22 protein-coding genes and 1 tRNA gene are annotated in these 24,803 nt (G+C 72.0%); 15 read left to right on the top strand and 8 right to left on the bottom strand.

Going from position 1 to position 24,803, the window contains the following annotated elements:
• Positions 1-7 precede the first annotated feature (7 nt).
• Both serB and DEI88_RS08600 read right to left on the bottom strand, forming a co-directional pair.
• Positions 8-658: a phosphoserine phosphatase SerB gene (gene serB / locus DEI88_RS08605; protein WP_111013289.1), complete on the bottom strand. Its 651-nt coding sequence runs from the start codon at positions 656-658 to the stop codon at positions 8-10.
• A gap of 64 nt (positions 659-722) precedes the next feature.
• Entirely contained in the window at positions 723-1,964 is a 1,242-nt protein-coding gene (locus DEI88_RS08600) for a glucose-1-phosphate adenylyltransferase (RefSeq protein ID WP_111013290.1), read from the bottom strand.
• A gap of 47 nt (positions 1,965-2,011) precedes the next feature.
• Between DEI88_RS08600 and glgA the strand changes: the two genes are divergently transcribed.
• The 3 genes from glgA to DEI88_RS08585 all read left to right on the top strand — a co-directional run bounded on the left by glgA (position 2,012) and on the right by DEI88_RS08585 (position 4,457).
• Positions 2,012-3,208: a glycogen synthase gene (gene glgA / locus DEI88_RS08595; RefSeq protein ID WP_111035885.1), complete on the top strand. Its 1,197-nt coding sequence runs from the start codon at positions 2,012-2,014 to the stop codon at positions 3,206-3,208.
• A 74-nt stretch (positions 3,209-3,282) separates the two neighbouring features.
• Positions 3,283-4,065, top strand: a complete 783-nt coding sequence (locus DEI88_RS08590) for an ABC transporter ATP-binding protein (RefSeq protein WP_111009086.1) — start codon at positions 3,283-3,285, stop codon at positions 4,063-4,065.
• Between the two features lie 143 nt (positions 4,066-4,208).
• Complete coding sequence (locus DEI88_RS08585) at positions 4,209-4,457, top strand: type B 50S ribosomal protein L31 (protein WP_111009085.1); 249 nt, start codon at positions 4,209-4,211, stop codon at positions 4,455-4,457.
• A 205-nt stretch (positions 4,458-4,662) separates the two neighbouring features.
• Here DEI88_RS08585 and DEI88_RS08580 read toward each other — a convergent pair whose 3' ends face one another.
• Positions 4,663-5,403, bottom strand: coding sequence for an exonuclease domain-containing protein (locus tag DEI88_RS08580; protein WP_111071588.1), 741 nt, complete (start codon positions 5,401-5,403; stop codon positions 4,663-4,665).
• Positions 5,404-5,694: 291 nt separating this feature from the next.
• On the bottom strand, positions 5,695-7,443 hold the full coding sequence (gene treS / locus DEI88_RS08575) for a maltose alpha-D-glucosyltransferase (protein ID WP_181435100.1): 1,749 nt from the start codon (positions 7,441-7,443) through the stop codon (positions 5,695-5,697).
• A gap of 130 nt (positions 7,444-7,573) precedes the next feature.
• Between treS and DEI88_RS08570 the strand changes: the two genes are divergently transcribed.
• The gene (locus DEI88_RS08570) at positions 7,574-8,491 is read left to right on the top strand and encodes an alpha/beta fold hydrolase (protein WP_111009344.1); all 918 of its coding nucleotides are present in this window, start codon (positions 7,574-7,576) and stop codon (positions 8,489-8,491) included.
• Positions 8,488-9,579 carry a glycosyltransferase family 4 protein gene (locus DEI88_RS08565; protein WP_111071538.1) on the top strand — a complete coding sequence of 364 codons (1,092 nt, stop codon included), beginning with the start codon at positions 8,488-8,490 and terminating at the stop codon, positions 9,577-9,579. Before DEI88_RS08570 ends, DEI88_RS08565 begins: the two co-directional genes overlap by 4 nt.
• 66 nt (positions 9,580-9,645) lie before the next feature.
• Here DEI88_RS08565 and DEI88_RS08560 read toward each other — a convergent pair whose 3' ends face one another.
• Both DEI88_RS08560 and DEI88_RS08555 read right to left on the bottom strand, forming a co-directional pair.
• Positions 9,646-10,287, bottom strand: a complete 642-nt coding sequence (locus DEI88_RS08560) for a histidine phosphatase family protein (protein WP_111009082.1) — start codon at positions 10,285-10,287, stop codon at positions 9,646-9,648.
• Between the two features lie 52 nt (positions 10,288-10,339).
• On the bottom strand, positions 10,340-11,200 hold the full coding sequence (locus DEI88_RS08555) for a Sir2 family NAD-dependent protein deacetylase (protein WP_111071539.1): 861 nt from the start codon (positions 11,198-11,200) through the stop codon (positions 10,340-10,342).
• A 58-nt stretch (positions 11,201-11,258) separates the two neighbouring features.
• Between DEI88_RS08555 and DEI88_RS08550 the strand changes: the two genes are divergently transcribed.
• Both DEI88_RS08550 and DEI88_RS08545 read left to right on the top strand, forming a co-directional pair.
• Positions 11,259-12,080, top strand: coding sequence for a TrmH family RNA methyltransferase (locus DEI88_RS08550; protein ID WP_111013294.1), 822 nt, complete (start codon positions 11,259-11,261; stop codon positions 12,078-12,080).
• Positions 12,081-12,112: 32 nt separating this feature from the next.
• Positions 12,113-13,345, top strand: coding sequence for a D-alanyl-D-alanine carboxypeptidase family protein (locus tag DEI88_RS08545; RefSeq protein WP_181441178.1), 1,233 nt, complete (start codon positions 12,113-12,115; stop codon positions 13,343-13,345).
• 5 nt (positions 13,346-13,350) lie between these two features.
• Here the strand turns inward: DEI88_RS08545 and DEI88_RS08540 are convergent, their stop codons facing one another.
• Entirely contained in the window at positions 13,351-14,145 is a 795-nt protein-coding gene (locus DEI88_RS08540) for an SGNH/GDSL hydrolase family protein (protein ID WP_111071589.1), read from the bottom strand.
• A 23-nt stretch (positions 14,146-14,168) separates the two neighbouring features.
• On the opposite strand from DEI88_RS08540, the gene DEI88_RS08535 reads away from it, so the two are divergent.
• The 8 genes from DEI88_RS08535 (at position 14,169) to DEI88_RS08500 (ending at position 24,570) form a co-directional block, all read left to right on the top strand.
• Complete coding sequence (locus DEI88_RS08535; RefSeq protein ID WP_111071541.1) at positions 14,169-15,344, top strand: acyl-CoA dehydrogenase family protein; 1,176 nt, start codon at positions 14,169-14,171, stop codon at positions 15,342-15,344.
• A gap of 55 nt (positions 15,345-15,399) precedes the next feature.
• Positions 15,400-17,781 (top strand): FUSC family protein, encoded by a 2,382-nt coding sequence (locus DEI88_RS08530; RefSeq protein WP_111071542.1) that lies wholly within the window; start codon positions 15,400-15,402, stop codon positions 17,779-17,781.
• Positions 17,782-17,920: 139 nt separating this feature from the next.
• A complete protein-coding gene (dinB, locus tag DEI88_RS08525) occupies positions 17,921-19,174 on the top strand; it encodes a DNA polymerase IV (RefSeq protein ID WP_111025611.1) in 1,254 nt (417 codons plus the stop codon).
• A 26-nt stretch (positions 19,175-19,200) separates the two neighbouring features.
• Positions 19,201-21,006 (top strand): DEAD/DEAH box helicase, encoded by a 1,806-nt coding sequence (locus DEI88_RS08520; RefSeq protein ID WP_111009075.1) that lies wholly within the window; start codon positions 19,201-19,203, stop codon positions 21,004-21,006.
• Entirely contained in the window at positions 21,003-21,206 is a 204-nt protein-coding gene (locus DEI88_RS08515) for a hypothetical protein (RefSeq protein WP_111009074.1), read from the top strand. The genes DEI88_RS08520 and DEI88_RS08515 overlap by 4 nt, the downstream gene beginning before the upstream one ends.
• 120 nt (positions 21,207-21,326) lie before the next feature.
• Positions 21,327-22,655, top strand: a complete 1,329-nt coding sequence (locus tag DEI88_RS08510) for an NAD(P)/FAD-dependent oxidoreductase (RefSeq protein ID WP_111071543.1) — start codon at positions 21,327-21,329, stop codon at positions 22,653-22,655.
• A gap of 138 nt (positions 22,656-22,793) precedes the next feature.
• Positions 22,794-23,942 carry a zinc-dependent alcohol dehydrogenase gene (locus tag DEI88_RS08505; protein ID WP_111009072.1) on the top strand — a complete coding sequence of 383 codons (1,149 nt, stop codon included), beginning with the start codon at positions 22,794-22,796 and terminating at the stop codon, positions 23,940-23,942.
• Between the two features lie 40 nt (positions 23,943-23,982).
• Positions 23,983-24,570: a hypothetical protein gene (locus tag DEI88_RS08500; protein ID WP_111009071.1), complete on the top strand. Its 588-nt coding sequence runs from the start codon at positions 23,983-23,985 to the stop codon at positions 24,568-24,570.
• Positions 24,571-24,669: 99 nt separating this feature from the next.
• Here DEI88_RS08500 and DEI88_RS08495 read toward each other — a convergent pair.
• Positions 24,670-24,755 (bottom strand) — tRNA-Leu (locus tag DEI88_RS08495).
• Between the last annotated feature and the right edge of the window lie 48 nt (positions 24,756-24,803).

The following is a 24,803-nucleotide window of genomic DNA, read 5'->3' as shown; positions in this document are numbered from 1 at the left end:
CGGTCGGTCAGGAGGCCCGGACGGGCACCCCGAGGCACGCCAGGACGGGTGTGAGGTCCCGCCGGTCGACGACGACGTCCGCGGCGTCGCGGACGCCCGGCCGCGCGACGAAGGCGACGGCGAGCGCGGCCTCGCGCATCATGGACAGGTCGTTGGCGCCGTCGCCGACCGCCACCGTGTGCCGCCGTGCGTCCACGCCGTCCGCGGCCGCCCAGGCCCGGAGCGCGTCGGCCTTCGCGGCCGCGTCGACCACGTCCCCGAGCACCCGGCCGGTGAGCACGCCGCCGGACGCCTCGAGTCGGTTGGCGCGACAGTGGTCGAGCCCGAGTGCCGCCGCGATCGGGCCCAGCACCTCGTGGAAGCCGCCGGACACGACGCCGACGCTGCCGCCGGCGGCGTGGACGCCCTCGACCAGTTCGACGGCGCCGGTCGTGACCCGGACGGCGCGACGGACGTCCTCCAGAACGCTCACGGGCAACCCCGCGAGTGTCGCGACGCGGTCGCGGAGGCTGTCGGCGAAGTCGATCTCACCGCGCATCGCCCGCTCGGTGACGGCGGCGACGCGATCACGCGCTCCTGCGGCGTCGGCGAGCAGCTCGATCACCTCGTCCTCGAGCAGTGTGGAATCGGCATCGAGGACGACGAGGAAACGCGGCACGCGCCAAGGCTAGTGGCGGTCGCGGGCGCGAGACGGCGGATGACGCGGACCGTGCCTCGCGGCCTCAGGCCTCGACCCGCACCCCCTTGCCGACCACGGTGATTCCGGAGTCCGTGACCGTGAACCCGCGGGCGAGATCCGCGCCGCGATCCACCCCGACCTGAGCGCCGGCCTCGATCACGACGTCCTTGTCGAGGATCGCGCGGCGCACGACCGCGTCAGGGCCGACCATCGCCCGGTCGAACACCACGGAGTCGACGACCTGGGCGCCGGACTCGATGGTGCACCACGGCCCGATCACGCTGCGCTCCACCTGTGCCCCGGACAGCAGGCACCCGAGCGAGACGATCGAGTCGACCGCGGTTCCGCTGACGCCCTTGGCGTCACGGACGAACTTCGCGGGCGGCGAGTTGATCTGCTGGTTGAAGATCGGCCAGTCGACGTTGTAGAGGTTGAAGACCGGGAGTGCTGCGATGAGGTCCTGGTGCGCCTCGAAGAACGAGTCGATCGTCCCCACGTCGCGCCAGTAGTACTTGTCGCGCTCGGTGGCACCCGGGACGTCGTTGCGGTTGAGGTCGTAGACGCCGGCGTCGCCCCGGGTCACGAAGTCCGGCACGATGTCACCGCCCATGTCGTGGTTCGAGGACTCGATCTGACCGTCGCGCAGGACCGCGTCGATGAGCGCGTCCGCGTCGAAGACGTAGTTGCCCATCGACGCGAGGACCTCACCGGGGGAGTCGGGGAGTCCCACCGCGTCCTTCGGCTTCTCCAGGAACGCGCCGATCTTCGTCGGGTCCTCGTCGTCGACCTGGATGACGCCGAACTGGTCGGCGAGCGCGATGGGCTGTCGGATCGCGGCGACGGTCGCGCTGCGGCCCGACGCGATGTGCGCCTCGACCATCTGGGAGAAGTCCATTCGGTACACGTGGTCCGCACCGACCACGACGACGATGTCGGGCCGTTCGTCCCGGAGGAGGTTGAGGCTCTGGAGGATCGCGTCGGCGGACCCGGCGAACCACCGCTTGCCGAGTCGCTGCTGCGCCGGGACCGACGCCACGTACGAGCCCAGCAGCCCCTCCATGCGCCAGGTCTGGGACACGTGGCGGTCGAGGCTGTGGGACTTGTACTGGGTCAGGACCACGATGCGCTGCAGTCCGGAGTTCACCAGGTTGCTCAACGCGAAGTCGATCAGACGGAAGTTGCCGCCGAACGGGACGGCGGGCTTGGCTCGGTCGGCGGTCAACGGCATGAGCCGCTTCCCTTCGCCCCCTGCGAGGACGATGCCGAAGATCTTCTTCGATGGCATGCCCCAAGAGTAGGCGTGCGACCGGGCCATTCGTTACGTTGGGGGACGTGCGAGTCGATCTGCTGACGAAGGAATTCCCCCCGGAGATCTACGGGGGTGCGGGCGTCCACGTCGCGGAACTGACGGCGGCGCTCCGATCCGGGACGGACACCGACGTGCGCGTCCGCGCGTTCGGAGCCGATCGGGACGCCGACGGCGTGACCTCCTACCGGGCCCCCGCGGGGTTCGAGCATGCGAACGGCGCCGTGACCACGCTCGCCACCGACCTGCAGATGGTGCCCGACATCGAGGGCTCGGACCTCGTGCACTCCCACACCTGGTACGCGAACGCCGCAGGACGTGTCGCGCAGCTCACCTACGACCTGCCGCACGTCGTGACGGCACACAGCCTCGAGCCGCTCCGCCCCTGGAAGGCCGAGCAGCTGGGCGGCGGGTACCGGCTGTCGAGCTGGATCGAGCGCGAGGCGTACACGAACGCCGACGCGGTCATCGCGGTGTCGAAGGGCATGCGCGCCGACATCGCCCGCTCCTACCCGTCGATCCCCGAGGACCGGTTGCACGTCGTGTACAACGGCATCGACATCGACGCCTGGCAGCGCGTGGTGGACCCGGAAGCGGTCCGCGCGCTCGGGATCGACCCCGATCGGCCCACCGTCGTCTTCGTGGGTCGCATCACCCGCCAGAAGGGTCTGCCGTACCTCCTCCGTGCGCTCGACGGGCTGCCGGCGGATGTCCAGGTGGTCCTCTGCGCCGGAGCGCCGGACACCCCGGAGATCCTCGCCGAGGTGACGGGCCTGGTCGAGGACCTCCGGACCCGCCGCTCGGGCGTGGTGTGGATCGACCGGATGCTCTCCCACGACGAGATCGTCCGGGTGCTGTCGGCGGCGAGTGTGTTCGTGTGTCCGTCGGTGTACGAGCCGCTCGGGATCGTCAACCTCGAGGCCATGGCGTGCGGGCTGCCGGTCGTCGGCACGGCCACGGGCGGCATCCCCGAGGTCGTCGCCGACGGACTGACCGGGCGCATCGTGCCGATCGAGCAGGTGCAGGACGGGTCCGGGACGCCGGTCGACCCGGACCGCTTCGTGGCGGACCTCGGCGCGACCTTGCGCGAGGTGCTCGCCGACCCCGGGCTCGCCGCCCTCATGGGTCGGGCCGGGCGTCTGCGTGTCGAGGGCGAGTTCACCTGGTCCGCCATCGCGACCCAGACCCGTCGGGTCTACGACGCCGTCCTCGCCGGTCGCTGAGGACGCCGGCGGCGGCCGTCCACAGGACGTGTGCCGCGCCTCCTCCCCGACGGCCGACCGCGTAGGCTGACGGCATGCCCTCGGTTGTGCGCTTGCAAGACGTGTCCGTCGTCCGGAACGGGGTCAGCATCCTCGACCAGGTGTCGTGGCAGGTCGACGAGGCGGACCGTTGGGTCGTCCTCGGCGCGAACGGCGCGGGGAAGACGACCCTGCTGCAGGTCGCCGGGGCGCAGTCGTTCCCGACCTCGGGCACGGTCGAGGTCCTCGGCACGGAGGTCGGTGGCGCCGACCTGTTCGAACTCCGTCCGCGCATCGGGTTCGCGTCGACCGCGCTCGCCCGGCGGATCCCGGTCACCGAGCAGGTCCTCGACGTCGTGCTCACGGCCGCCTACTCGGTCACCGGTCGGTGGAACGAGCAGTACGACGACATCGACGTCCGACGTGCCCATCGGGTCCTCGACGAGTGGGGCCTCGGCGGCTTCGCCGACCGGACCTTCGGTGAGCTGAGCGACGGCGAGCAGAAGCGCGTCCAGATCGCCCGGTCCGTCATGACCGATCCCGAGGTCCTGTTCCTCGACGAGCCGGCGGCATCGCTCGACCTCGGGGCACGCGAGAGTCTGGTCCGGACGCTCGGGGGGTATGCCGAGAGCGCCGAGGCTCCTGCCATCGTGGTCGTCACCCACCATGTGGAGGAGATCCCGAAGGGCTTCACGCACGCGCTCGTGCTCGCCGAGGGGCGCGTGCACACCGCCGGACCGATCGCTGACGTCGTGACGAGCGAGGTGCTCTCGGACGCGTTCGGGATCGGCCTCGTCGTGACGGCGGACGCGGGTCGCTACACCGCCCGCGCCAGCTGAGGTGACGACCGAGCCGCCGATGCCGGAGACGAGCGGTGCCTCCCGTCCGCGCTGACGGTCTGCTAAACTCGGTCGCTGGCGTACGCCACAGTTTTCCGCGCGCTCGCGCACTCCGAACCACCACATCCACGACGAGGAACACCATGAAGACCGACACGCACCCCGAGTACAACGCCATCGTCTTCCGCGACCTGGCCTCCGGTGAGACGTTCCTGACGCGCTCCACCGCGACCAGCGACAAGACCATCGAGCTCGACGGTGTCACCTACCCGGTGATCGACGTCGAGATCTCGAGCGCCTCGCACCCGTTCTACACGGGCAAGCAGCGCATCCTCGACTCGGCCGGTCGCGTCGAGAAGTTCAACCAGCGCTTCAAGGGCTTCGGCAAGTAAGTCCGAGCCCTCGGTCGCGGCGGCAACGCTGACGCGACCTCGTCGGGAACGGCGAGCGAGCAACGGGCGGTCCACCTCCGGGTGGCCGCCCGTTGCTGCGTCTCCGGGGCAGCCGTTGCCGAGGACCGCCTGGTTCAGGTGTGTGCCTGTGCCTGTGCCTGTGCCATGCCCCGTGCGCGCGTGCCGACACCGGGGCCGGGGACGATCAGGCGGGGTTGCGGTGCGGCCAGCGGCCGTCCGCGACGAACTGCGGATTGCGCTCACGCCGCATGTAGTCCTGGAACGACGCCGCCTGGTCGGAGCACCAGGCCACCTGCAGTCGGTGGAGCTCCTCGGCGCTGATGCTGAGCTGGTCCGGGTAGCGGCTCGCGATCGCCTGCGCGACGCGTCCGGCGGCGATCGCGTCGGCACCGGCGTCGTGCGCGTCCGCGAGGGTCACGCCGTACAGCGCGGAGCAGACCTCGAGCGTGCGCTTGCCCTTGCGGTAGGTGTCGACGGCCTTGTCGATGACGAGCGGATCGACGACGTTCCCGATCACGGGTGCCGCCAGGCCGTGGCGCTTGGCCTCGCGGTCGAGGACGGTGAGGTCGTACGGCGCGTTGTAGACCACGAGCGGGATCCCGCGGGCGAACACGGCCTCGACCGCGGCGATGATCTCGGCGACGACGACGCCGGCGGCACGCCCCTCGGCACGGGCGCGCTCGGTCGTGATGCCGTGCACCGCGGCGGCCTGCTCCGGGATGGGGACGCCCGGGTCGGCCAGCCACGAGCCGGCGGCGATGCTCGCGCCGGTCATGTCGATGAGCCCGACATGGGCGCTGACGATCCGTGCTGTCTCGACGTCGATCCCCGTGGTCTCGAGGTCGAACACGCCGAGCGCGTGCCACCAGGGGCGTTCCGCAGGGGAGCGGGGTGCCGCCGAGGGGGCTCCGAGGGTGGCGTCGATCGGCGCTGCGAGCGGAGAGCTGGTCACGCGGTCAGGCTAGCGGCGGCCGCCGACACCGCGGACGCGACACGGCCGGCCGGGCGACCCGATGCGGCCGGGCGACCCGACGCGGCCGGGCCGGGCGACCCGATGCGGCCGGGCGACCCGACGCGGCCGGGCCGGGCGACCCGACGCGGCCGTCCGGGCGACGTGACGCGGCCGTCCGGGCGACGTGACGCGGCCGTCCGGGCGACGTGACGCGGCCGGCCGGGCGACGTGACGCGGTGCCGATCCCGAGACCCCTACGGACCGTCAGTCCCGCGGCCGTCCCACGTGCAGCCAGTAGAACGCCTGCGTCCCGAGGGTGATTGTCACCTTGCCGTCCTCGTCGAACGACGGGAACGACCCGCCGCCGAAGAGGTCGTACAGGGGCAGACCGGCGTGCTCGGGCGCCGTGATCGTGACCGCGGTGGGGTTGTGCGCGAACGAGAAGACGCAGAGGACGTCCTCGGCGGAGTCACCGAACTGGGTGCCCGTGCCCTCGTACGACCGCATGAACGTGAGCACCGAGTCGTTGTCGCTCTCGAGCACGGTGAGCGTGCCGAGCCCGAACACCGGGTGCGCCTTCCGCACGTGGATGACGTTGCGGATCCAGTGCAGCAGGGAGCGGGACTGCGCCAGCTGCGACTCGACGTTGACGAGGTTGTAGTTGTAGACGAGGGACTGCACGACCGGCAGGTACAGCTTGCCGGGGTCGGCCGTCGAGAACCCGGCGTTGCGGTCCGGCGTCCACTGCATGGGGGTGCGGGACGAGTCGCGGTCGGGCAACCAGATGTTGTCGCCCATGCCGATCTCGTCGCCGTAGTACAGGAACGGCGAGCCGGGGAGCGAGAACAGCAGCGCGTGCACGAGCTCGAGCTCCGCCCGGGAGTTGTCGAGGAGCGGCGCGAGGCGTCGACGGATGCCGATGTTCGACCGCATCCGCGGGTCGTACGCGTACCAGCCGTACATCGCCTGGCGGTACTCCTCGCTCACCATCTCGAGCGTCAACTCGTCGTGGTTCCGCAGGAACACACCCCACGCCGCGCTCTCCGGGACCTCGGTGGTCTCCGAGAGGATCCGCTGGAGCTCCGTCGCGTGCTGCGCGCGGAGCGAGTAGTAGATGCGGGGCATCACCGGGAAGTCGAAGGCCATGTGGCACTCGGGCTCGTCGTCGGTGCCGAAGAACGCCGCCGTCTCGCGCGGCCACTGGTTCGCCTCGGCGATGAGGACGCGCCCGGGGTACTCCTCGTCGACCATCGCGCGGAGGCCCTTGACGAACTCGTGCGTCGCGGGCTCGCCCTCGCCGTTGCCCTCCTCGGACTCGAAGAGGTACGGGATCGCGTCGAGCCGCAGCCCGTCCACGCCCATGTCGAGCCAGTGCCGGACGACGTCGTAGACGGCCTCGACCACGGCGGGGTTCTCGAAGTTGAGGTCCGGCTGGTGCGAGAAGAACCGGTGGAAGAAGAACTGCCGTCGGATCGGGTCGAACGTCCAGTTCGACTCCTCGGTGTCGACGAAGATGATGCGGATGTTCTCGTACTTGTCCGGGCTGTCGCTCCAGACGTAGAAGTCGCCGTAGGGCCCGTCCGGGTCCTCGCGGGACTGCTGGAACCACTCGTGCGCGTCGGAGGTGTGGTTGATCACCATGTCGATGACGATGCGCATGTTCCGTTCGTGCGCCTTCGTCACGAGGTCGCGGAACTCGTCCAGGGTGCCGAACTCCGGCAGGATCGCCTTGTAGTCGGAGATGTCGTAGCCGCCGTCGCGCATCGGCGACTGGAAGAACGGCGGCAGCCACAGCGCGTCGACGCCGAGCCACTGCAGGTAGTCCAGGCGGCTGATGAGCCCGGACAGATCGCCGGTGCCGTCCCCGTTCGAGTCGACGAACGAGCGGATCATGCACTCGTAGAACACCGACCGCTTGTACCAGAGCGGGTCCAGGGTCAGTCCGGGCAGCTGGATGGGGGCAGTGAACGTCACCGTGCTCCTCGTGGATCCGTCGGGCGTCGGGGCCGACATGGCGCCCGTCGGCCCACTCTATGTCGCCCCGGGTATCCGTGTCCGGAGGGAACGGACGACCGCACGGCCCGCCGACCGGGAGGCGCGGCACCCGTCCGGCGCGACGGGTCCGGCCCGTAGACTCGGCGGGATGCGTGCCCCGATCGTCTCCCCGTACCAGCGGCTCATGGCCGGGCTGCCCGTGGTGCACCGGTCGGTCCTCGTCGACGGTCGCGCGACGCACTACTGGGTGTACGGCCCCGAGGACGCGGACACCACCATGCTCGCCGTGCACGGCTTCCGTGGCGACCACCACGGGCTCGAGTCGCTCGCCGCGCACCTGCCCGAGGTCCGCACGATCGTGCCGGACCTCCCGGGCTTCGGGGTGTCCGACGCGCTCCCGCGGTCCGACATGGACGGCTTCGTGCGGTGGCTCCGAGCGTTCCACCGCGCCCTCGGGCTCGACCGACGGGCCGTCGTGCTCGGGCATTCCTTCGGGAGCATCGTCACCGCAGCCGCGGTCGCCGACGGGCTCGACACCCGGCGCCTGGTCCTGGTCAACCCGATCGCCGCTCCCGCACTGCAGGGCCCGCGCGCCGTGGGTACCGCGATCGCGATCGCCTACTACCGGCTGGGTGCGGTCCTGCCCCGGGCGCTCGGGCTCGCCCTCCTCCGGAACCGGGGGATCGTCCGGGCGATGAGCGTCGCGATGCTCAAGTCCCGCGAACCGCGGTTGCGCCGATGGGTGCACGACCAGCACGACCGGTACTTTTCGGCGTTCGCCGACCGCCACGTCGTCCTCGACGCGTTCCGGACGTCGGTGACGCACGACGTCGCCGCGTACGCGGACCGCATCGACGTACCGGTGCTCCTCATCGCCGCCGAACGTGACGACATCACCGCGGTGCCGGAACAGGAAGCGCTGGCGGACCGGCTGCCCGACGCGACCCTCGTCGTGATCCCCGGCGTCGGCCACCTCGTGCACTACGAGACGCCGGCCGCCGCGGCGGACGCGATCCGTGCCTCCCTGGCGACGCCCGAACCGGACCGCGGCGGGATGCGCCGATGAGCCGTCTCCGCATCGGCATCGACTGCCGCTACGTCCGGGTGGGGCGCCATGACGGCATCAGCCGGTTCACGACCGGTGTCGCGGCACATCTGCCGGACCGGCACGACTACGTGCTCCTGGTGAGCGAGGACGGACAGCGGGACTCGCTGCCGGACGGGATGCCCTGGGAGCGCATCAGTCCACCGACGAGCGCCGCGGAGCCCCTGGTCGCGCGGCAGGTGAACCGGCTGGGGCTCGACGCCGTGTTCTCGCCGATGCAGACCATGGGATCCCGCGGACGCCACTACGCGCTCGTGCTGACGCTGCACGACCTCATCTACTACCGCAACCGCACACCGCCCCGTGAGTTCTCGTGGCCGCTGCGGCTGGGGTGGCGTGCGTTCCACCTCGCGTGGTGGCCGCAGCGGATGCTGCTCGATGGTGCCGACGGCATCGTCACGGTGAGCGAGACGACCGCCGGACTCATCCGGGACCACCGGCTGACGCGTCGGCCCGTGACGGTCGCGTACAACGCCGCGGACCCGGTGGCGCCGCGCGCGGCGGACGGCCTGCGGACGCGGGACCTCGTCTACATGGGCACGTTCATGCCCTACAAGAACGTCGAGACCCTCGCCTCCGCGATCCCGCTGCTCCGCGGGCCCGGGGAGGCCGACTGGCGGCTGCACTGCATGTCGCGCGTGCGAGCTGCGGACCGGGAGCGGCTCGAGCGGCTCGCCCCCGCGGGTTCGCTCGTGTTCCACGACGGAGCGTCGGACGAGGAGTACCGCGCGGTGCTCCGGACCGCGACGGCACTCGTCAGCGCCTCGCACGACGAGGGCTTCGGGATCCCGCTCGTCGAGTCGATGGGCGTGGGCACGCCCGTCGCCGTGAGCGACATCCCGATCTTCCGCGAGATCGGCGGCGCGGCCGCCGAGTACTTCGACCCGGCCTCGCCCGCCGCGGTCGCGGCCGCGGTGCGACGGGTCGAGGCGCGCTGGGACGACCTGCACCGGGCCTCCCTCGAGCGGGTCCGCCGCTTCGACTGGACCACGTCCGCCGAGCGCGTTGTCGCGTCCGTCGAGCGCGCCGTCGCCGACCGCCGCGCCTGACCGACGCCCCGTTCGGCGGATGTGGAGGACCGCCGGACCGAGGTGGGAGCGCCAGCCCGGCGGCCGTCAGTCGCCCTCGGCCTCGAGCGGGTTCTGGTACGCGAACTCGTACCGCCCGGGGGCCTCGGACTGGTCCTCGATCGGGTCGTCGAACCGGACGAGTTCCCCGCGGAAGCGCTCGGGGTCCCAACGGAACGAGTGGATCGACCCGTTGCGGATCGGCGTCGTGAAGGAGTCGGCGGTACCCGGGGCGAGCTCGTTCACCACGGCACGGATCACCGCTCCGTGCGTCGCGACGACGACCGCGCCGGCGTCGAACCGGATCGCGATCTCGCCGAGCGACTCGAGCACGCGGGCGAGCAACGCCGAGCGCGACTCGCGGCCGGGCACCGAGCCGTCCGGGAACCGTTCGCGGATCTCGACGTCCGTCAGGCCCTCGGCCTCGCCGTACGACCGCTCGACGAGACCGTCGTCCGTCGACGGAGTGGGCAGTCCGAGCCGGGAGGCGATGATCGCGCCCGTCTCGAACGCCCGGGACAGCGGGGACGCGAGCACGGCGTCGAACCGGCGACGGACGAGCAACGCACCGGCGGCGGCTGCCTGTCGGCGTCCGGTCTCGTTCAGTGGGATGTCGGTCGACCCCTGGATGCGGCGCTGCTTGTTCCAGTCGGTCTCGCCGTGCCGCACGAGGTACAGGAGGGTCGTCACCGTTCGTCCCTTCCGCGGCGACGCGCCGTCCGTGGTGGCGTCGGCGACGCGGTCAGTGCAGGAGTCGGTGGCGCAGCGCCGTCAATGTCTCGGTGGTGCCTGCGTCGAGCCTAGCCACCGCCCGACGGTCACTGCGCGTGGCACCCCGGTTCACGATGACGACGGGCTTGCGGCGACGAACGGCGTGGTCGACCAGCCGGACGCCCGAGTTGACGACGAGGGACGACCCGACCACGAGGAGCGCGTCCGCGCCGGCGACGATCGAGACGGCCTCGTGGAACTTCTCGACCGGCACGAACTCGCCGAAGAACACGACGTCGGGCTTGAGCACGCCGCCGCACACCGAGCACGCGGGGACACGGAACCGGTCGGCGCCCGTGATGTCGACGTCGCCGTCCGGCGCGAGCGTCACCGTGCCGGGTTCGTCGATCCAGGCGTTCTCCCGGTCGATCACCGCTGCGAGATCCGACCGTGCGAACGCCTGCCCGCAGCGCAGGCACACCACGCGGTCCATGGACCCGTGGAGCTCGACCACGCGGCGCGACCCGGCCCGGAGATGGAGACCGTCGACGTTCTGCGTGACGATCCCGCTCACGACACCGGCCGCCTCGAGGTCGGCGAGCGCCCGGTGCCCGTCGTTCGGCCGGGCGGACGAGAACGTGCGCCAACCGAGGTGGCTCCCGGCCCAGTACCGCCGGCGCCTCGCCGGGTCGGCGGAGAACTCCTGGAACGTCATCGGCGTGCGCGCCACGCGGCCCGCACCCCGGTAGTCGGGGATCCCGGAGTCCGTGCTGATCCCGGCCCCCGAGAGCACGGCGATGCGCTTGCCCCGCAGCGTCTCGACGACGCGGTCGAGGTCGTCACCCTGCTCGGGTGCGCCTCGCTCGAGGTCGCCCGCCTCCACCCGCTCCATCGGCTCCACGGTACCCTCAACAGCCCACGACCCCGATCGCTTCCCGGAGGACCATCCCGTGCAGACGGTGCGCATCGACGCCCTCGACGACCCGCGACTCGACGACTACGCCCGCCTGACCGACGTCGCGCTCCGACGCGTGCGGGAGCCGGAGGGTGGGCTGTACATCGCCGAGTCGAACACCGTGATCGAGCGTGCCCTCGCCGCTGGGCACGTGCCTCGGAGCGTGCTCGTGCAGGAGAAGTGGCTGCCCGAGGTCCTGCCGATGCTGGCCGAGCACGACGGTCCGGTGTTCGTCGGTCCCGACGCCCTGCTCGAGGAGCTCACCGGGTTCCGCATGCACCGCGGTGCGCTCGCGGCGATGCAGCGACCCGCCGAGCCCGCACTGGCGGACGTCGTCCGGGACGCGCGTCTCGTCGTCGTGCTCGAGGACATCGTCGACCACACGAACGTCGGTGCGGTATTCCGGTCGGTGGCCGGACTCGGGGCGGACGCCGTCCTCGTCTCGCCGCGCTGTGCCGACCCCCTCTACCGCCGCAGCGTGCGCGTGAGCATGGGGACGGTCCTCCAGGTCCCGTGGACACGGATCGGCGAGTGGGCGGACGCCGGGCCGGCGCTCCGGGCCGCGGGGTTCCACCTGGCCGCGATGGCCCTGACGGACGACTCCGTCCCACTCGACGCGTTCGTCCAGGACGTGCCCGAGCGCGTCGCACTCGTCATGGGCACCGAGGGTGACGGCCTGAGCGCGCGTGCCGTGGCCACCGCCGACACCGTGGTGCGGATCCCGATGGCGCACGGGGTCGACTCGCTCAACGTGGCGGCGGCGAGCGCCGTGGGCCTGTGGGCGGTCGCACACGCCCAGCGCGCGGCGCGCAGCTGATCCATCGCCGCCCACCCCTAGGCTGCTGTGCCGTGTCACGTGTCGTCCACCGGCCCCGCTCCGCGGTCCGGCGTCCCGTCCTGATCTCCGTGGTCGCCGTGGTGCTCGTCGCGGTCGCGTACCTGGTCGCGGCGGCCGTCGTGCCCTTCGCGCCGGCGACCGTCTCGCGCGCGACGTACGCCGCACCCACGGCGACGCTGCCGGCGCTGTCGTTCCCGGGCTACGGCGCGACCGCGGTCGAGGCCCCGGGCTTCGCCGGGAGCCTGCAGACGAGCGGCGACACCGGTCAACGCTCGATCGCGAGCATCAGCAAGGTGGTGACGGCCCTCGTGGTGCTGCAAGCGCACCCACTGACGACCTCGGACGACGGGCCGACGATCACGTTCACGGCCGCGCAGCACGCCCTGTACGACCAGTACCTCGCCCTGGACGGCGAGGTCGCGGCCATGCCGGTCGGTCTCCGGTTGAGCGAGCGGCAGGCGTTCGAGGTCATGCTCATGAAGTCCGCGAACAACTACGCCGGGGCGCTGGCCCTGTGGTCGTTCGGGTCGATGGACGCGTACCGCACGGCAGTCCACGCCTGGTTGTCGGCGCACGACCTGGACCACACGACCATCGAGGAGCCGACGGGACTCGACCCGCACAACACCGCGACCGCGTCGGACCTCGTGCACCTCGGCGAGCTGGCGATCGCGAATCCCGTGGTGAAGCAGATCGTCGGCACGCAGCGCACGACCATCCCCACGGTCGGTCCGATCGAGAACTCGAACAAGCTGCTCGGGATGGACGGTGTCGAGGGCATCAAGACCGGGACGCTCGACCAGGCCGGTGCGTGCTTGCTGTTCGCCGCGACGTACCAGCGCGGCGGACACACCGTCACGGTCGTGGGAGCGATGCTCGGCGGGAGGGACCACGACTCGCTCGACGTCGACGTGCGGCGGCTGCTCGACTCGGTCGCGGACAACTTCCACGTCGTGACCCTGACGAACCGCGGGCAGACGTTCGGCCACTACGCCACCCCCTGGCGGCCCCGGACGGACGCGGTCGCCGCCTCGGCGCGGTCGGTGCTCGTCTGGGGGCGGACGACGGTGACGGCACGCACTCGCCTCGAGCAGGTGACCTTCGGCCGTCGCGGCGAGCGGGTGGGCACCGTGCGGTTCACGATCGACCACCACGCCCCCGTCACGGTCCCGCTCGAGCTCGACGCGTCGATCACGGAGCCCGACCTGTGGTGGCGCTGGACGAACCCGTTCCAGGGGGCGTGAGGCCGTCAGGGCGTGTCGGAGCGGTGCTCGAGCACCGTCTGGAGTTCGGGCCGCTTCGGCTCGACTCCGTCGCCCGAGGACGTGTGCCGGATCCGCCGGACGACCCACGGCACGAGGTACTCCCGCGCCCACCCGAGGTCCTCGACCCGCGCCTCGCGCCACGGCCGAGCCGCCAGGGGCTCCGGCTGCCACGGCGCCAGCTCGTGTTCGACCCCGAGGGTGTCGAGCACGGCCGCGGCGACGGTGGCGTGCCCGACGGGGGAGTGGTGGAGGCGGTCGGGCGCCCACATGCGCGGGTCCCGGAGGACGCGGAGCGCCCACATGTCGGCCACGAGTGCGCCGTGCTTGAGCGCGATCGCGTGCAGGTGCTCGTTGTAGATCGCCGCCTTGCCGCGGACGAGTCCGAGCACCGGCGTGGTCCCGACGTCGGGCCCGGTGAACAGGACGACGGTCGCGCCGTCCCGCCGCAGGGTGGCGATGAGCCCGTCGAAGCGCTCGGCGACCTCGTCCGGGTCGCTGCCGGGACGGATGATGTCGTTGCCGCCCGCCGAGACCGTGATCAGGTCGGGCCGCAACGCCAACGCGTGTTCGGCCTGTTCGTCGATGATCTGCTGCAGGAGCCGCCCGCGGATCGCCGTGTTCGCGTACGCGAAGTCGATGGTCTGGTTCGCGAGCACCTCGGCGACGCGATCCGCCCACCCTCGATGGCCACCGGGGACGCTCGGGTCAGGATCCCCGATGCCCTCGGTGAACGAGTCACCGATGGCGACGTACCTGGACCACGGATGCCGATCTGTCACGACCACAAAATAGTCTCGTCCTCGTGACCGACACCACCGCGTCCAGTCCGGGCTGGGAGCTCGACGACGCCCTGCTCGCCCGCATCGCCGCCCGCGCTCCCGGGTACGACCGTGACGGCCGGTTCTGCACGGAGGACCTGGCCGAGCTCCGCGACGCGGGGTACCTGCGCGTGGGCGTGCCGGTCGGCTCGGGAGGCGCGGGGCTGGGTCTCCGGGAGACCGCGCGGATCCAACGACGGCTCGCCGCGGCGGCACCCGCCACCGCGCTCGGGCTCGGCATGCACCAGGTGTGGGTGCAGGCCGCCCGCGCCGTGGGCGCCAGGGGCGAGTCGTTCCTCCAGATCGTGACGGACGCGGCGGCCGCCGACCGGCTGCTCGCCTTCGGCGTCAGCGAGGCGGGGAACGACGCGGTCCTGTTCGACTCGACGACGCGTGCCGAGTCCGACGGTGCCGGGGGATGGCGGTTCACCGGTCGGAAGTCGACGGTGTCGCTCGCGCCGGCGTGGGACCTGCTCAGCGTGTTCGGCCGGGACGACAGCGACCCGGCCGCCCCGGTGCTCGTGCACGGGTTCGTCGAGCGGGAGCAGCCCGGGCACCGTGCGCTCGGGGACTGGGACACGCTCGGCATGCGGGCCACGCGGAGCGACGCCACCGAGCTCGACGGCGTCCACGTGCCCGCCGACCGGATCGTCCGCGTGCTGCCCGTCGGGCCCTCCGCCGACCCGTTGGTCTTCGGGATCTTCGCGGCGTTCGAACTGCTCGTCGCCGCGGTCTACGCCGGCATCGCCGAGCGGGCGTTGGCCCTCGCCGTCGAGGGCGTCGGGCGACGGACCGCGCTCGACGGCACGCCCCGGTCGTCCGATCCGGACGTCCGTCGGGCGTTGGCCGATGCGCAGGGCGCGGTGGACGCGGTGGTCCTGCAGATCGATGCGTTGACGCGGGACGTCGACGACCTCGTCGACCACGGACCCCGGTGGTTCCCGCTGCTCGTCGGCACGAAGGCGCGCTCCGTCGACACCGCGGCTCACGTCGTCGACGAGGCCATGCGCGTCGTCGGCGGGGGCGCGTACCGGGCCGGGGCGGAACTCGCGCGGCTGGCGCGGGACGTCCGCGCGGGGCAGTACCACCCGTCCTCCCGGGACTCCGCCGCCCGGACGATCGCGGCGGCCCTGCTCGGGCCGGTCCCGGCGCCGCACTGAAGGTCGTTCCGCTCCGGTACCATTGGTGGGGGACCACGACAGGAGGCGGCACCGGGTGACGAGCGCGACCGACCGATCCCGGGCCTCCCGGCTCGCACCCGAGCGGATCGCGCGTCCCGGTCGCCGACGGCGGGTCGTCGACCGCGTCCTCATGCTCGACGTCGGCCTCGTCCGGACCCAGAGCGCGCTGCGGACCCTGCTGTGCGTGCCCGCCGGGATGGCGGTCGGTCTCGCCCTCGCCTCCGCGGCCGGCCTGCCCGGCGTCCTCGGCGTGCTCATCGGGGCGATGCCCGCCTTCATCAGCTGCCTCATCATCAACGACGTCAGTGCCGGGCGCATCGCCGCGCGGACGGGTGCGGTGGTCGTGCCGTTCGTCGTCGCCTTGTTCGCGAGCGTCGCGCTCGATCGGTTCCACGTGCTCGAGCTCGCGCTGATCGTGGTGCTGTTGTTCGTGCAGTTCGCCGCGATGGGCTGGGGACCGTGGGCGACCGACGCCGCCGCGGTGGTGTTCTCCGGGTACCTCTGCGGGCTCCTGACCCCGTTGCCAGCGGCGAGCGTGGCCGGTCTGGCACTCATCGGTGCCGGTTCCCTCGCGGTGACCGTCGTGATCCGCGGTGTGTTCCTGCGGCCCATGCCGTTCCGGTCCCTGCTGTGGACCCGGCGTGCCCTGCTCGCCTGGGCGACCGCCGTCCTCCGTGCCGCCGTCGACCTGCTCGCGGTCGGACCCGACGCGTCCCGGGAGCGGGTCCGGGCCGCCCGTCGCCTGCGCCGACGGCTCGACCGGTTCCAGGAGGTCGCGCTCACCGCCGACGGCATGCTCGCCGCTCCGGGTGCGGGACCGACGGGCGCGACCGCCGAGACGCTGCACCGGCTGCTGTTCGACACCCACCTCGCCGTCGACGGACTCGGCCGGACCGCCGAGACGCTCGCCGGGAGCGGGGCGCCCGACGACGTCCGAGCCGCGGTCGCGGAGGCGATCCGCACGGTCGTCGTCGGCGGCGGCGCGCAGGGGGCGACGGCGGCTGAAGGGATGCTCGCCCGGTTCGGGGTCACGCCGTCCGCCCGGGCGGACGGGTCGGCGCTGGCGCACGTCGTGCACCGCGCCGCCCTGCAGCTCGCCGACCTCGCCGCCGCTGCCCGCGCTTGGGGGACACTGCGCGCCGCGCTGCCGCGTGAGGGCGACGCGGTCCCGTTCCGGACACCGGTCGTCCTGGTCGGCGGACGTCCGTCCGGCGCGGTCCCCGTCCTCGACGACGCACTCGCCGACGGCATGACCGGTCCCTGGCGGCGGTGGCACGTCTCGGCGTCCCTCCGCACCGGCATCCAGGCGGCGGTCGCGGTCGCGGTCGTGGAGCCGCTCGCGCTCCTGCTCGACGGCAGCCGGTTCTACTGGGGCGTGATCGGCGTCATGATCGTCCTCGCCGGCACGAACTCGACGCACGAGCGGGTGCGGAAGGCACTCCACCGCGGGGTCGGGACGGTGCTCGGCGGCGCGCTCGGGATCGTGCTCGTGCACCTGCTCGGCACGCACCACCCGTGGTGGACCGCCGGCATCGCGGTGTTCGCCCTCGCGGTCGGCACCTACGGCTTCGGCGGCGTCTACGCGATCTGGGTCACAGCGCTCGTGGTCGTGCTCTGCCAGGTGTACGCGTACGGCGGCAGTTTCACGGACACGCTGATCCCGTTCCGGCTCGCCGAGAACCTGCTCGGCGCCGCGGTCGCCGTCCTCGTGAGCGTGGTCGTCCTCCCGGTGGCGTCGGGCAGGATGGTCCGGAGCGCCGTGCGACGCCAGCTCGCGGCCGTGCGCTCGTTCGTCCTGTCCGCGGGTCTCGTCGATGTCGGTGGGGACGGTCCGCGCGACGCCGACCCCTCGGATCCGGATGCCTTCGACCTGCGGCGCCGGTCACGCGCCGTCGACGCCGCGACCTACCAGCTCGACGCGGTCATGAAGCCCATGGTGCGGTTCCCGTCCGGCGGTGCGGCCCGCACCGACGCGCGCACACGGGCGGCGCTGCAGTCGGTCGCCGTGTTCGCGCGCGAACTCGCCGGGAGGCCCGCTCCGATCGCGCGACCACCCGTCCCGGTCGTCGAGGCCCTCGCGCACGCCGCGGGGGTGCTCGCCACCTCGATCGACGCGCTCTCCGGCGCCGTGGGCAGCGGTCGTCAGCGCGGGGAGATCCGACGCGGCGACGACGCGTGGGTGCGTGCGAGCGACGCGCTCGACGCCGCCGTCGCGGCGACACCACCCGGACCCGCGCACGAGTGGGTCCACGACCGGGTCCTGGCGCTCGGACGCGTCGACGACGCGCTCGCGGTCCTGGCCGAGCGGAGCGGACTCCCGGTCGCCGGCGTCGCCTCCGGAGCCACGAGCACGAGCGCCCGAGCACGCCGAGCCGCGGCGCTCGTCGAACGACACCTGCTCGCCACCGACCGCTGAGCGCTGAGCGCTGAGCGCTGAGCGCTGAGCGCTGAGCGCTGACCGCTGAGCGCTGAGCGCTGAGCGCTCCGGAGTTTGTCGGCGGCGCATGCCACCATGGTCGCGCGTTCGGCCGATGTCGATCGCGGAAGGACGTGGCGTGAGCAAGCAGGACGGCAGCACCCGCCTCGTCACGGAGGCCCCGACCGACGACACGACCGCGTCGGTCCTGCACGTCGACATGGACGCCTTCTTCGCCTCGGTCGAGTTGCTGGACCGTCCCGACCTCGTCGGCAAGCCGGTCATCGTCGGGCACGACGCCGAGCGCTCGGTCGTCACGGCCGCCACGTACGAAGCGCGTCGGTTCGGGGTGAACTCCGCGATGCCGATGGCGATCGCCCGCCGCCGCTGCCCCCAGGCGATCGTCGTCGAGCCGCACTTCGAGAAGTACCGGACGAACTCGCGACGCGTCATGGAGATCCTCGATCGCTACACGCCGCGGGTCGAACGCCTCGGGATCGACGAGGCATTCCTCGACGTCCGGGGGGCGCTCCGCCTGCACGGCACCCCGTGGCAGGTCGGCACCGCCATCCGCGCCGAGGTCCACCGCGAGACCGGCCTGCGCTGCTCCGTCGGCGCCGCCGCCACCAAGTTCGTGGCGAAGCTCGCGTCGAGCCGCGCGAAACCGGACGGGATCCTCGTGGTCCCGGAGGCCGACACCGTCGCGTTCCTGCACCCGCAGCCGGTGTCCGCGCTCTGGGGTGTGGGCGGCAAGACAGCCGAGGTGCTCGAGCGGCGTGGCATCCGCACCGTCGGGGACCTCGCGACGACCCCGGTCGCGTCGCTCGTGTCCGCCGTCGGGCCCGCGATGGGCAACCGCCTGCACGAGCTCGCGTGGGGGCGCGACCCGCGGGTGGTCGAGAGCGGCTCGGTCGAGAAGTCCGTGGGCCACGAGGTCACCTTCCCGACCGACGTCACCGACCGCGACGAGCTCGCCCGGGAGCTCCTGCGCCTCGCCGACCGGGTGGCCGCTCGCCTGCGGGCGGCGGGCCTGCGCGCGCGGACGATCGCGCTGAAAGTGCGGTACACGGACTTCACGACGCTCTCACGGTCGCGCACGCTGCCCGAGCCCACGGACGTCGCGCGCCGCATCCACCGCGAGGCCGTCGACCTCTACGACGCCCTGCACCGGCCCGGACACCGGATCCGGCTGATCGGTGTGCGGGGCGAGAACCTCGCGCCCGCAGGCGAGAGCAACGCGCTGTGGGACGACGACGCGCCGTGGCGCGAGACCGAGACGACCGTCGACGCGGTGGCCGCGCGGTTCGGCGCGGGGATGGTCCGGCCCGCCTCCCTCGTGCGTCCGCAAGCGGCGCCCCACGCTCCGCACGCCCGACAGGACGGCGAGGCGTGACGGCACGGCCGGTAGACTCCCATGGAGTGAGTGCAGGGGAGTCGAGCCAGGAGGCCGCGGGCAACGCAGCGGCCGAGCACCTGTCGCCGGCGTTCCCGGACCGTGCCGCCTGGGGCACCGCGTCGAAGCTCCGCGCCTGGCAGGTCGAGGCGTTGACCAAGTACTTCGAGACCGAGCCGCGTGACTTCCTCGCCGCCGCGACACCGGGCGCCGGCAAGACGACCTTCGCCCTCCGACTCGCCACCGAGCTCCTGGCGCGGAACACCGTCGACCGGATCGTGGTCGTCGCCCCGACGGAGCACCTGAAACGGCAGTGGGCGGACGCGGCCGACCGCGTGGGCATCCGGCTCGACCCGATGTTCAAGAACGGCGACGGCATGTTCGGTCGGCACTACCAGGGCATCGCGATCACCTACGCCCAGGTCGGCATGAACCCCGAGGTCCACCGCCGGATCACCGAGGGTGGGCGCACGCTCGTCGTCCTCGACGAGGTCCACCACGGCGGTGACGCCCTCACCTGGGGCGACGGCATCCGCGAGGCCTTCGGAGCCGCGACCCGACGACTGTCGTTGAGTGGCACGCCGTTCCGCTCGGACACCAACCCGATCCCGTTCGTGAGCTACGCACCGGACGACGAGGGCATCCGGACCTCCATCGCCGACTACAGCTACGGCTACGGCCGAGCGCTGCAGGACGGCGTCGTCCGCCCCGTGTTGTTCATGGCCTACGCGGGCCAGATGCGCTGGAAGACCCGCATGGGGGACGAGATGTCGGCCTCGCTCGGCGAGCAGGTCACGAAGGACATCACCGCGCAGGCCTGGCGCACGGCACTCGCCCCCGACGGCGAGTGGATGACCGCCGTGCTGTCGGCCGCCGACAAGCGGCTCACCGAGGTCCGGCGTGGGGTCCCCGACGCCGGCGGTCTCGTCATCGCCACCGACACGACGACCGCCCGGGCCTACGCCCGGATCCTCCAGCGGATCACCGGCGAGCGACCCACCGTGGTGCTCTCCGACGAGGCCGCGGCCTCCAGCCGCATCGGCGCGTTCGCGGCCGACGAGACCCGGTGGATGGTCGCGGTCCGGATGGTCTCCGAGGGTGTCGACGTCCCGCGTCTGTGTGTCGGCGTGTACGCCACGAGCGCGAGCACCCCGCTGTTCTTCGCTCAGGTGATCGGTCGTTTCGTGCGGGCACGTCGTCGTGGTGAGACGGCCTCGGTGTTCCTGCCGAGCGTGCCCGGGCTCATGGCCCTCGCGGCGAGCCTCGAACTCGAGCGCGACCACGCCCTCGACCGCCCCAAGGGCACGGACGACGGCATGTACAACCCCGAGGACGCCATGGTGGCCGAGGCGAACCAGGACGCCAAGGCCTCGGACAGCCTCCTCGACCTGCAGCCGTTCCAGGCCCTCGACTCGCAGGCGTCGTTCGACCGCGTCCTCTACGACGGCGGCGAGTTCGGGTCGGGCGGCGAGATCGGCAGCCTCGAGGAACTCGACTTCATCGGGATCCCCGGGCTCCTCGAGCCGGACCAGGTCCGCGAACTGCTCCGCCAGCGTCAGGCGACGCAGGCCAAGCGCGCGCGACGGGGGAAGGACGGCCAGCCGCGACCCCCGGAGCCCGAGCACCGACCGATGTACATGACGATCAAGGAGCAGCGGTCGGAGCTCCACCGGCTCGTGTCGATCTGGGCCCGGCACAGCAACGAGCCGCACGGCGCCGTGCACGCCGAGCTCCGTCGAATCAGCGGGGGACCGGCAGTGGCCCAGGCGAGCACCGAGCAGATCCAGAAACGCATCGACATCCTCCGGTCCCGGATCGGCAACCGCCGGTGATCGAGCCCGTCGACGAGCGCACCTGGTTCGTCAAGCGCGAGCCGGACGCCTCGCCCGAGGCCATCATCGACCGGTTCGGCGGCGGGTACCGACTCCGTCGCTTCTCGCTGACCGAGGCACGACGGACCGCGCACGGCGTCTACACCGGCCTCGACATCGCCGAAGCGGCCTGGTGGCGACTCCGTCAGCGGCGCGGGTGACACAGGTCGACCACGGCTCGGCGGCGACGCGCGCCGACGACGCGATCCGAGCCTCCCGGGACGGACGCCGGGCCGTCGGAAATGGTGACCGTCCGAGCCGATCTGGCGTAGACCGTATGCATGGCTGACTCGATCCCACACGTCCTCGTCCTCGGCGGCGGTTCCGGCGGTTACTCCACCGTCCTGCACCTGCAGAAGCAGGCCACCACGGTCCCGATGCGGATCACCCTCGTCGACCAGAACACGTACTACACGTACCTGCCGTTCCTGCCCGAGGTCGCCGGCGGGCACATCGCACCCCGCGACGTCACCGTGGAGCTCCGCCGTGCGCTGCGGCGCACCCGGGTCATCCAGGGCAAGGTGACCGGGATCGACAGCACGGCGAAGACCGTCTCGGTCGCCACGGCGGGCGGGGACGACCGCACGCTCGGCTACGACCACGTCGTCGTCGCCCTCGGTTCGGTCACCCGCGTGTTCCCGACCCCCGGTCTCGAGGAGCACGCCGTGGGGTTCAAGAGCGTCGAGGAGGCCGCGTTCGTGCGTGCCAAGCTCCTCGACAACATCGCCAAGGCCGCGGCCACGCGTGACGAGGAGGAGCGCCGCAAGCTCCTCACCAGCATCTTCATCGGCGGTGGCTACACCGGTGTCGAGGCGATCGGGGAGCTGTTCGACGTCTCGCAGGCCGCCATCGCGACCTACCCGTCGCTCGCCGGCGAGCAGCCTCGATGGGTGCTCATCGACGCGCTCGACCGCGTGGCGCCCGAGGTCGGCCCCGACCTGTCGAAGTGGACGCTCGAGTCGCTCCGTGCCCGCGGGATCGACGTCCGCCTCAAGACCACGATGCCGAGCTGCGAGGGCGGGGTGGTCAAGCTCAGCGACGGCGACAAGTTCGCCGCAGGCCTCATCGTCTGGACGGCGGGCGTCAAGCCCAACCCGGTGCTCGACAACACCGATCTGCCGCGCGGGCCGAAGGGCCACCTGGCGTGCAACGCGAAGCTCCAGGTCGAGGACGAGCAGACCCACGAGGTGGTCGAGGGGGCCTGGGGCCTCGGCGACGCCGCACAGGTGCCCGACCTGACGGCGGAGAAGCAGCCGGCGTACTACCCGCCGAACGCGCAGAACGCGGTCCGGCAGGCGGTCGTCGTCGCGGACAACATCGTCGCGACGATCACCGGGCAGCCCATCCGCGAGTACCGCCACGTGTCGATCGGATCGGTCGCCTCGTACGGCATCGCGAAGGGCGCGGCCAACATCAAGGGCATCAAGATGACGAACCTCCCGGCCTGGGCTGCCCACCGCGCCTACCACGTGTACGCGATGCCGACCCTGAACCGGAAGGCGCGCATCGTCATCGGCTGGCTCACCGGCGCCGTGTCGGGTCGCGACTCGACGTCGCTCATCAAGGAGACCGACCCGCGGCGCGAGTTCGTGGACGCCGCGAACAGCTGAGTCACGCTCCGCTGACGCGGGAGACGGACGGGAGGGACGGTGCCGGTCGGCGCCGTCCCTCTCGTCCGTGGGCGGGGTACGTTCCTGGATCGCCGCCCAGCGGGCGTGGGGTGGACTCGGGACGTCGAGAGGAGACGCATGCGCGCCATGACCTACCGGGGGCCCTACCGGATCCGAGTCGAGGACAAGGACGTCCCTCGGATCGAGCACCCGAACGACGCGATCGTCCGCGTGACCCGAGCCGCCATCTGCGGCTCCGATCTGCACCTGTACCACGGCCTCATGCCGGACACGCGCATCGGGCACACCTTCGGTCACGAGTTCATCGGCGTCGTCGAGGAGGTCGGCTCCTCGGTCGAGCGGCTCCAACGTGGCGACCGGGTGATGGTCCCCTTCAACATCTTCTGTGGCACCTGCTGGTACTGCGCCCGCGGCCTGTACTCGAACTGCCACAACGTCAACCCCAACGCGACCGCGGTCGGCGGCATCTACGGGTACTCCCACACGACGGGCGGCTACGACGGCGGCCAGGCGGAGTACGTCCGGGTGCCCTTCGCGGACGTCGGTCCGCAGGTCATCCCCGACTGGCTCGACGACGAGGACGCGCTCATGATGACCGACGCGCTCGCCACCGGGTACTTCGGTGCACAACTCGGCGACATCGCGGAGGGCGACACGGTCGTCGTGTTCGGCGCGGGTCCGGTCGGTCTGTACGCCGCGAAGTCCGCCTGGCTCATGGGTGCCGGCCGGGTGATCGTCATCGACCAGCTCGAGTACCGGCTCGAGAAGGCCCGCACGTTCGCGCAGGCCGAGACCATCAACTTCGCCGAGGTCGCCGACGTCGTGCTCGAGCTGAAGCGCACGACCGACTTCCTCGGTGCGGACGTCTGCATCGACGCCGTCGGAGCCGAAGCCGACGGCAACCTGTTGCAGCACGTCACCGCGACGAAGCTGAAGCTCCAGGGCGGTTCGCCCATCGCGCTCAACTGGGCGATCGACGGCGTCCGCAAGGGCGGCACGATCTCGGTCATGGGCGCGTACGGGCCGATCTTCAGCGCGGTGAAGTTCGGTGACGCGATGAACAAGGGCCTGACGTTGCGCATGAACCAGACCCCGGTGATCCGCCAGTGGCCGCGGCTGCTCGAACACATCCGCGCCGGGTACCTCAAGCCGAGCGAGATCATCACCCACCGCATCCCGCTCGAGCACATCGCCGAGGGCTACCACCTGTTCTCGGCGAAGCTCGACGACTGCATCAAGACCGTGATCGTGCCGGAGGGCGCGTGACCGGCGGCGACCGGACATCGCCGAACACGAGGAGGACCGCATGACCGACGACGAACCGCTCGCCTACCTGCCGGACAAGCCCCGCGACGTCCCCACGCCCGAGGAACTGCGTGCTCGGATCCCGGGCTGGGGCGCCGACCTCGACCCCGCCGACCGGCCGGCCGTGCCGCGCCTCCGGTTCGACCCGTCCGCCACCGGTGCGCACTGGACGTTCCCGGAGCGACAGCCGGGTGCCGAGGGCCGCGAGCGCTCGATCGAGCACGCCTTCGTGACGCCCGTGTTCGGGACGGCGCAGCCGCTGTCCGGTGTCTCGGGTCTGATCCGCCGCGCTGCGTACGGGTTCTTCAGCGAAGGGCGTGCGGCGCACTGGCTGCTCCTCATCGCCGGGGACCGCGTCAACGTCGCGGAGGCGCGGATCGCCGCGGCCCTGCAGGGGTCGCCGGACCGGGTCGTGCACGAGACCGGGATCGCTGCCGAACGGGGCGGCCGGGGGATCGCCGAACGGCTGCGCTCGTCGCGGTCGGACACGCACCACACGTGGATCGACCCGCTGCTGACGATGGGGCCGTACGTGCTCGTGGGCCTCGTCGCGACCTCGCTGGTCCGGGGCCTGGTGCGCCGGCGCTGAAGCCGGGTCCGCCAGCGGCGGAGCCGGGGTGCGGTCCACGAGCGGGGACGGCCACCGGACGAAGAAGCGGCTGGTCCCGATGGGACCAGCCGCTCGTCGTGTCCGAGGGGGGACTTGAACCCCCACGCCCTAATACGGGCACTAGCACCTCAAGCTAGCGCGTCTACCAATTCCGCCACCCGGACAGGGTGTCGACGCGGGTCCTGGGCCTTCCGGCCGGTCCCGCTGCCGAG

The organism is Curtobacterium sp. MCBD17_003 (assembly GCF_003234885.2).
GTDB lineage: Bacteria > Actinomycetota > Actinomycetes > Actinomycetales > Microbacteriaceae > Curtobacterium.
The sequence above is the reverse complement of the archived record's forward strand: the minus strand, read 5'-3'. Positions and strand labels throughout refer to the sequence as shown.

Excerpts from the sequence above, each read along its gene's own strand:
- DEI88_RS08600 (WP_111013290.1), bottom strand. The coding sequence starts at position 1,964 with ATGCCATCGAAGAAGATCTTCGGCATCGTCCTCGCAGGGGGCGAAGGG.
- DEI88_RS08590 (WP_111009086.1), top strand. The coding sequence starts at position 3,283 with ATGCCCTCGGTTGTGCGCTTGCAAGACGTGTCCGTCGTCCGGAACGGG.
- DEI88_RS08585 (WP_111009085.1), top strand. The coding sequence starts at position 4,209 with ATGAAGACCGACACGCACCCCGAGTACAACGCCATCGTCTTCCGCGAC.
- treS (WP_181435100.1), bottom strand. The coding sequence starts at position 7,443 with ATGTCGGCCCCGACGCCCGACGGATCCACGAGGAGCACGGTGACGTTC.
- DEI88_RS08570 (WP_111009344.1), top strand. The coding sequence starts at position 7,574 with ATGCGTGCCCCGATCGTCTCCCCGTACCAGCGGCTCATGGCCGGGCTG.
- DEI88_RS08565 (WP_111071538.1), top strand. The coding sequence starts at position 8,488 with ATGAGCCGTCTCCGCATCGGCATCGACTGCCGCTACGTCCGGGTGGGG.
- DEI88_RS08555 (WP_111071539.1), bottom strand. The coding sequence starts at position 11,200 with ATGGAGCGGGTGGAGGCGGGCGACCTCGAGCGAGGCGCACCCGAGCAG.
- DEI88_RS08510 (WP_111071543.1), top strand. The coding sequence starts at position 21,327 with ATGGCTGACTCGATCCCACACGTCCTCGTCCTCGGCGGCGGTTCCGGC.
- DEI88_RS08505 (WP_111009072.1), top strand. The coding sequence starts at position 22,794 with ATGCGCGCCATGACCTACCGGGGGCCCTACCGGATCCGAGTCGAGGAC.
- DEI88_RS08500 (WP_111009071.1), top strand. The coding sequence starts at position 23,983 with ATGACCGACGACGAACCGCTCGCCTACCTGCCGGACAAGCCCCGCGAC.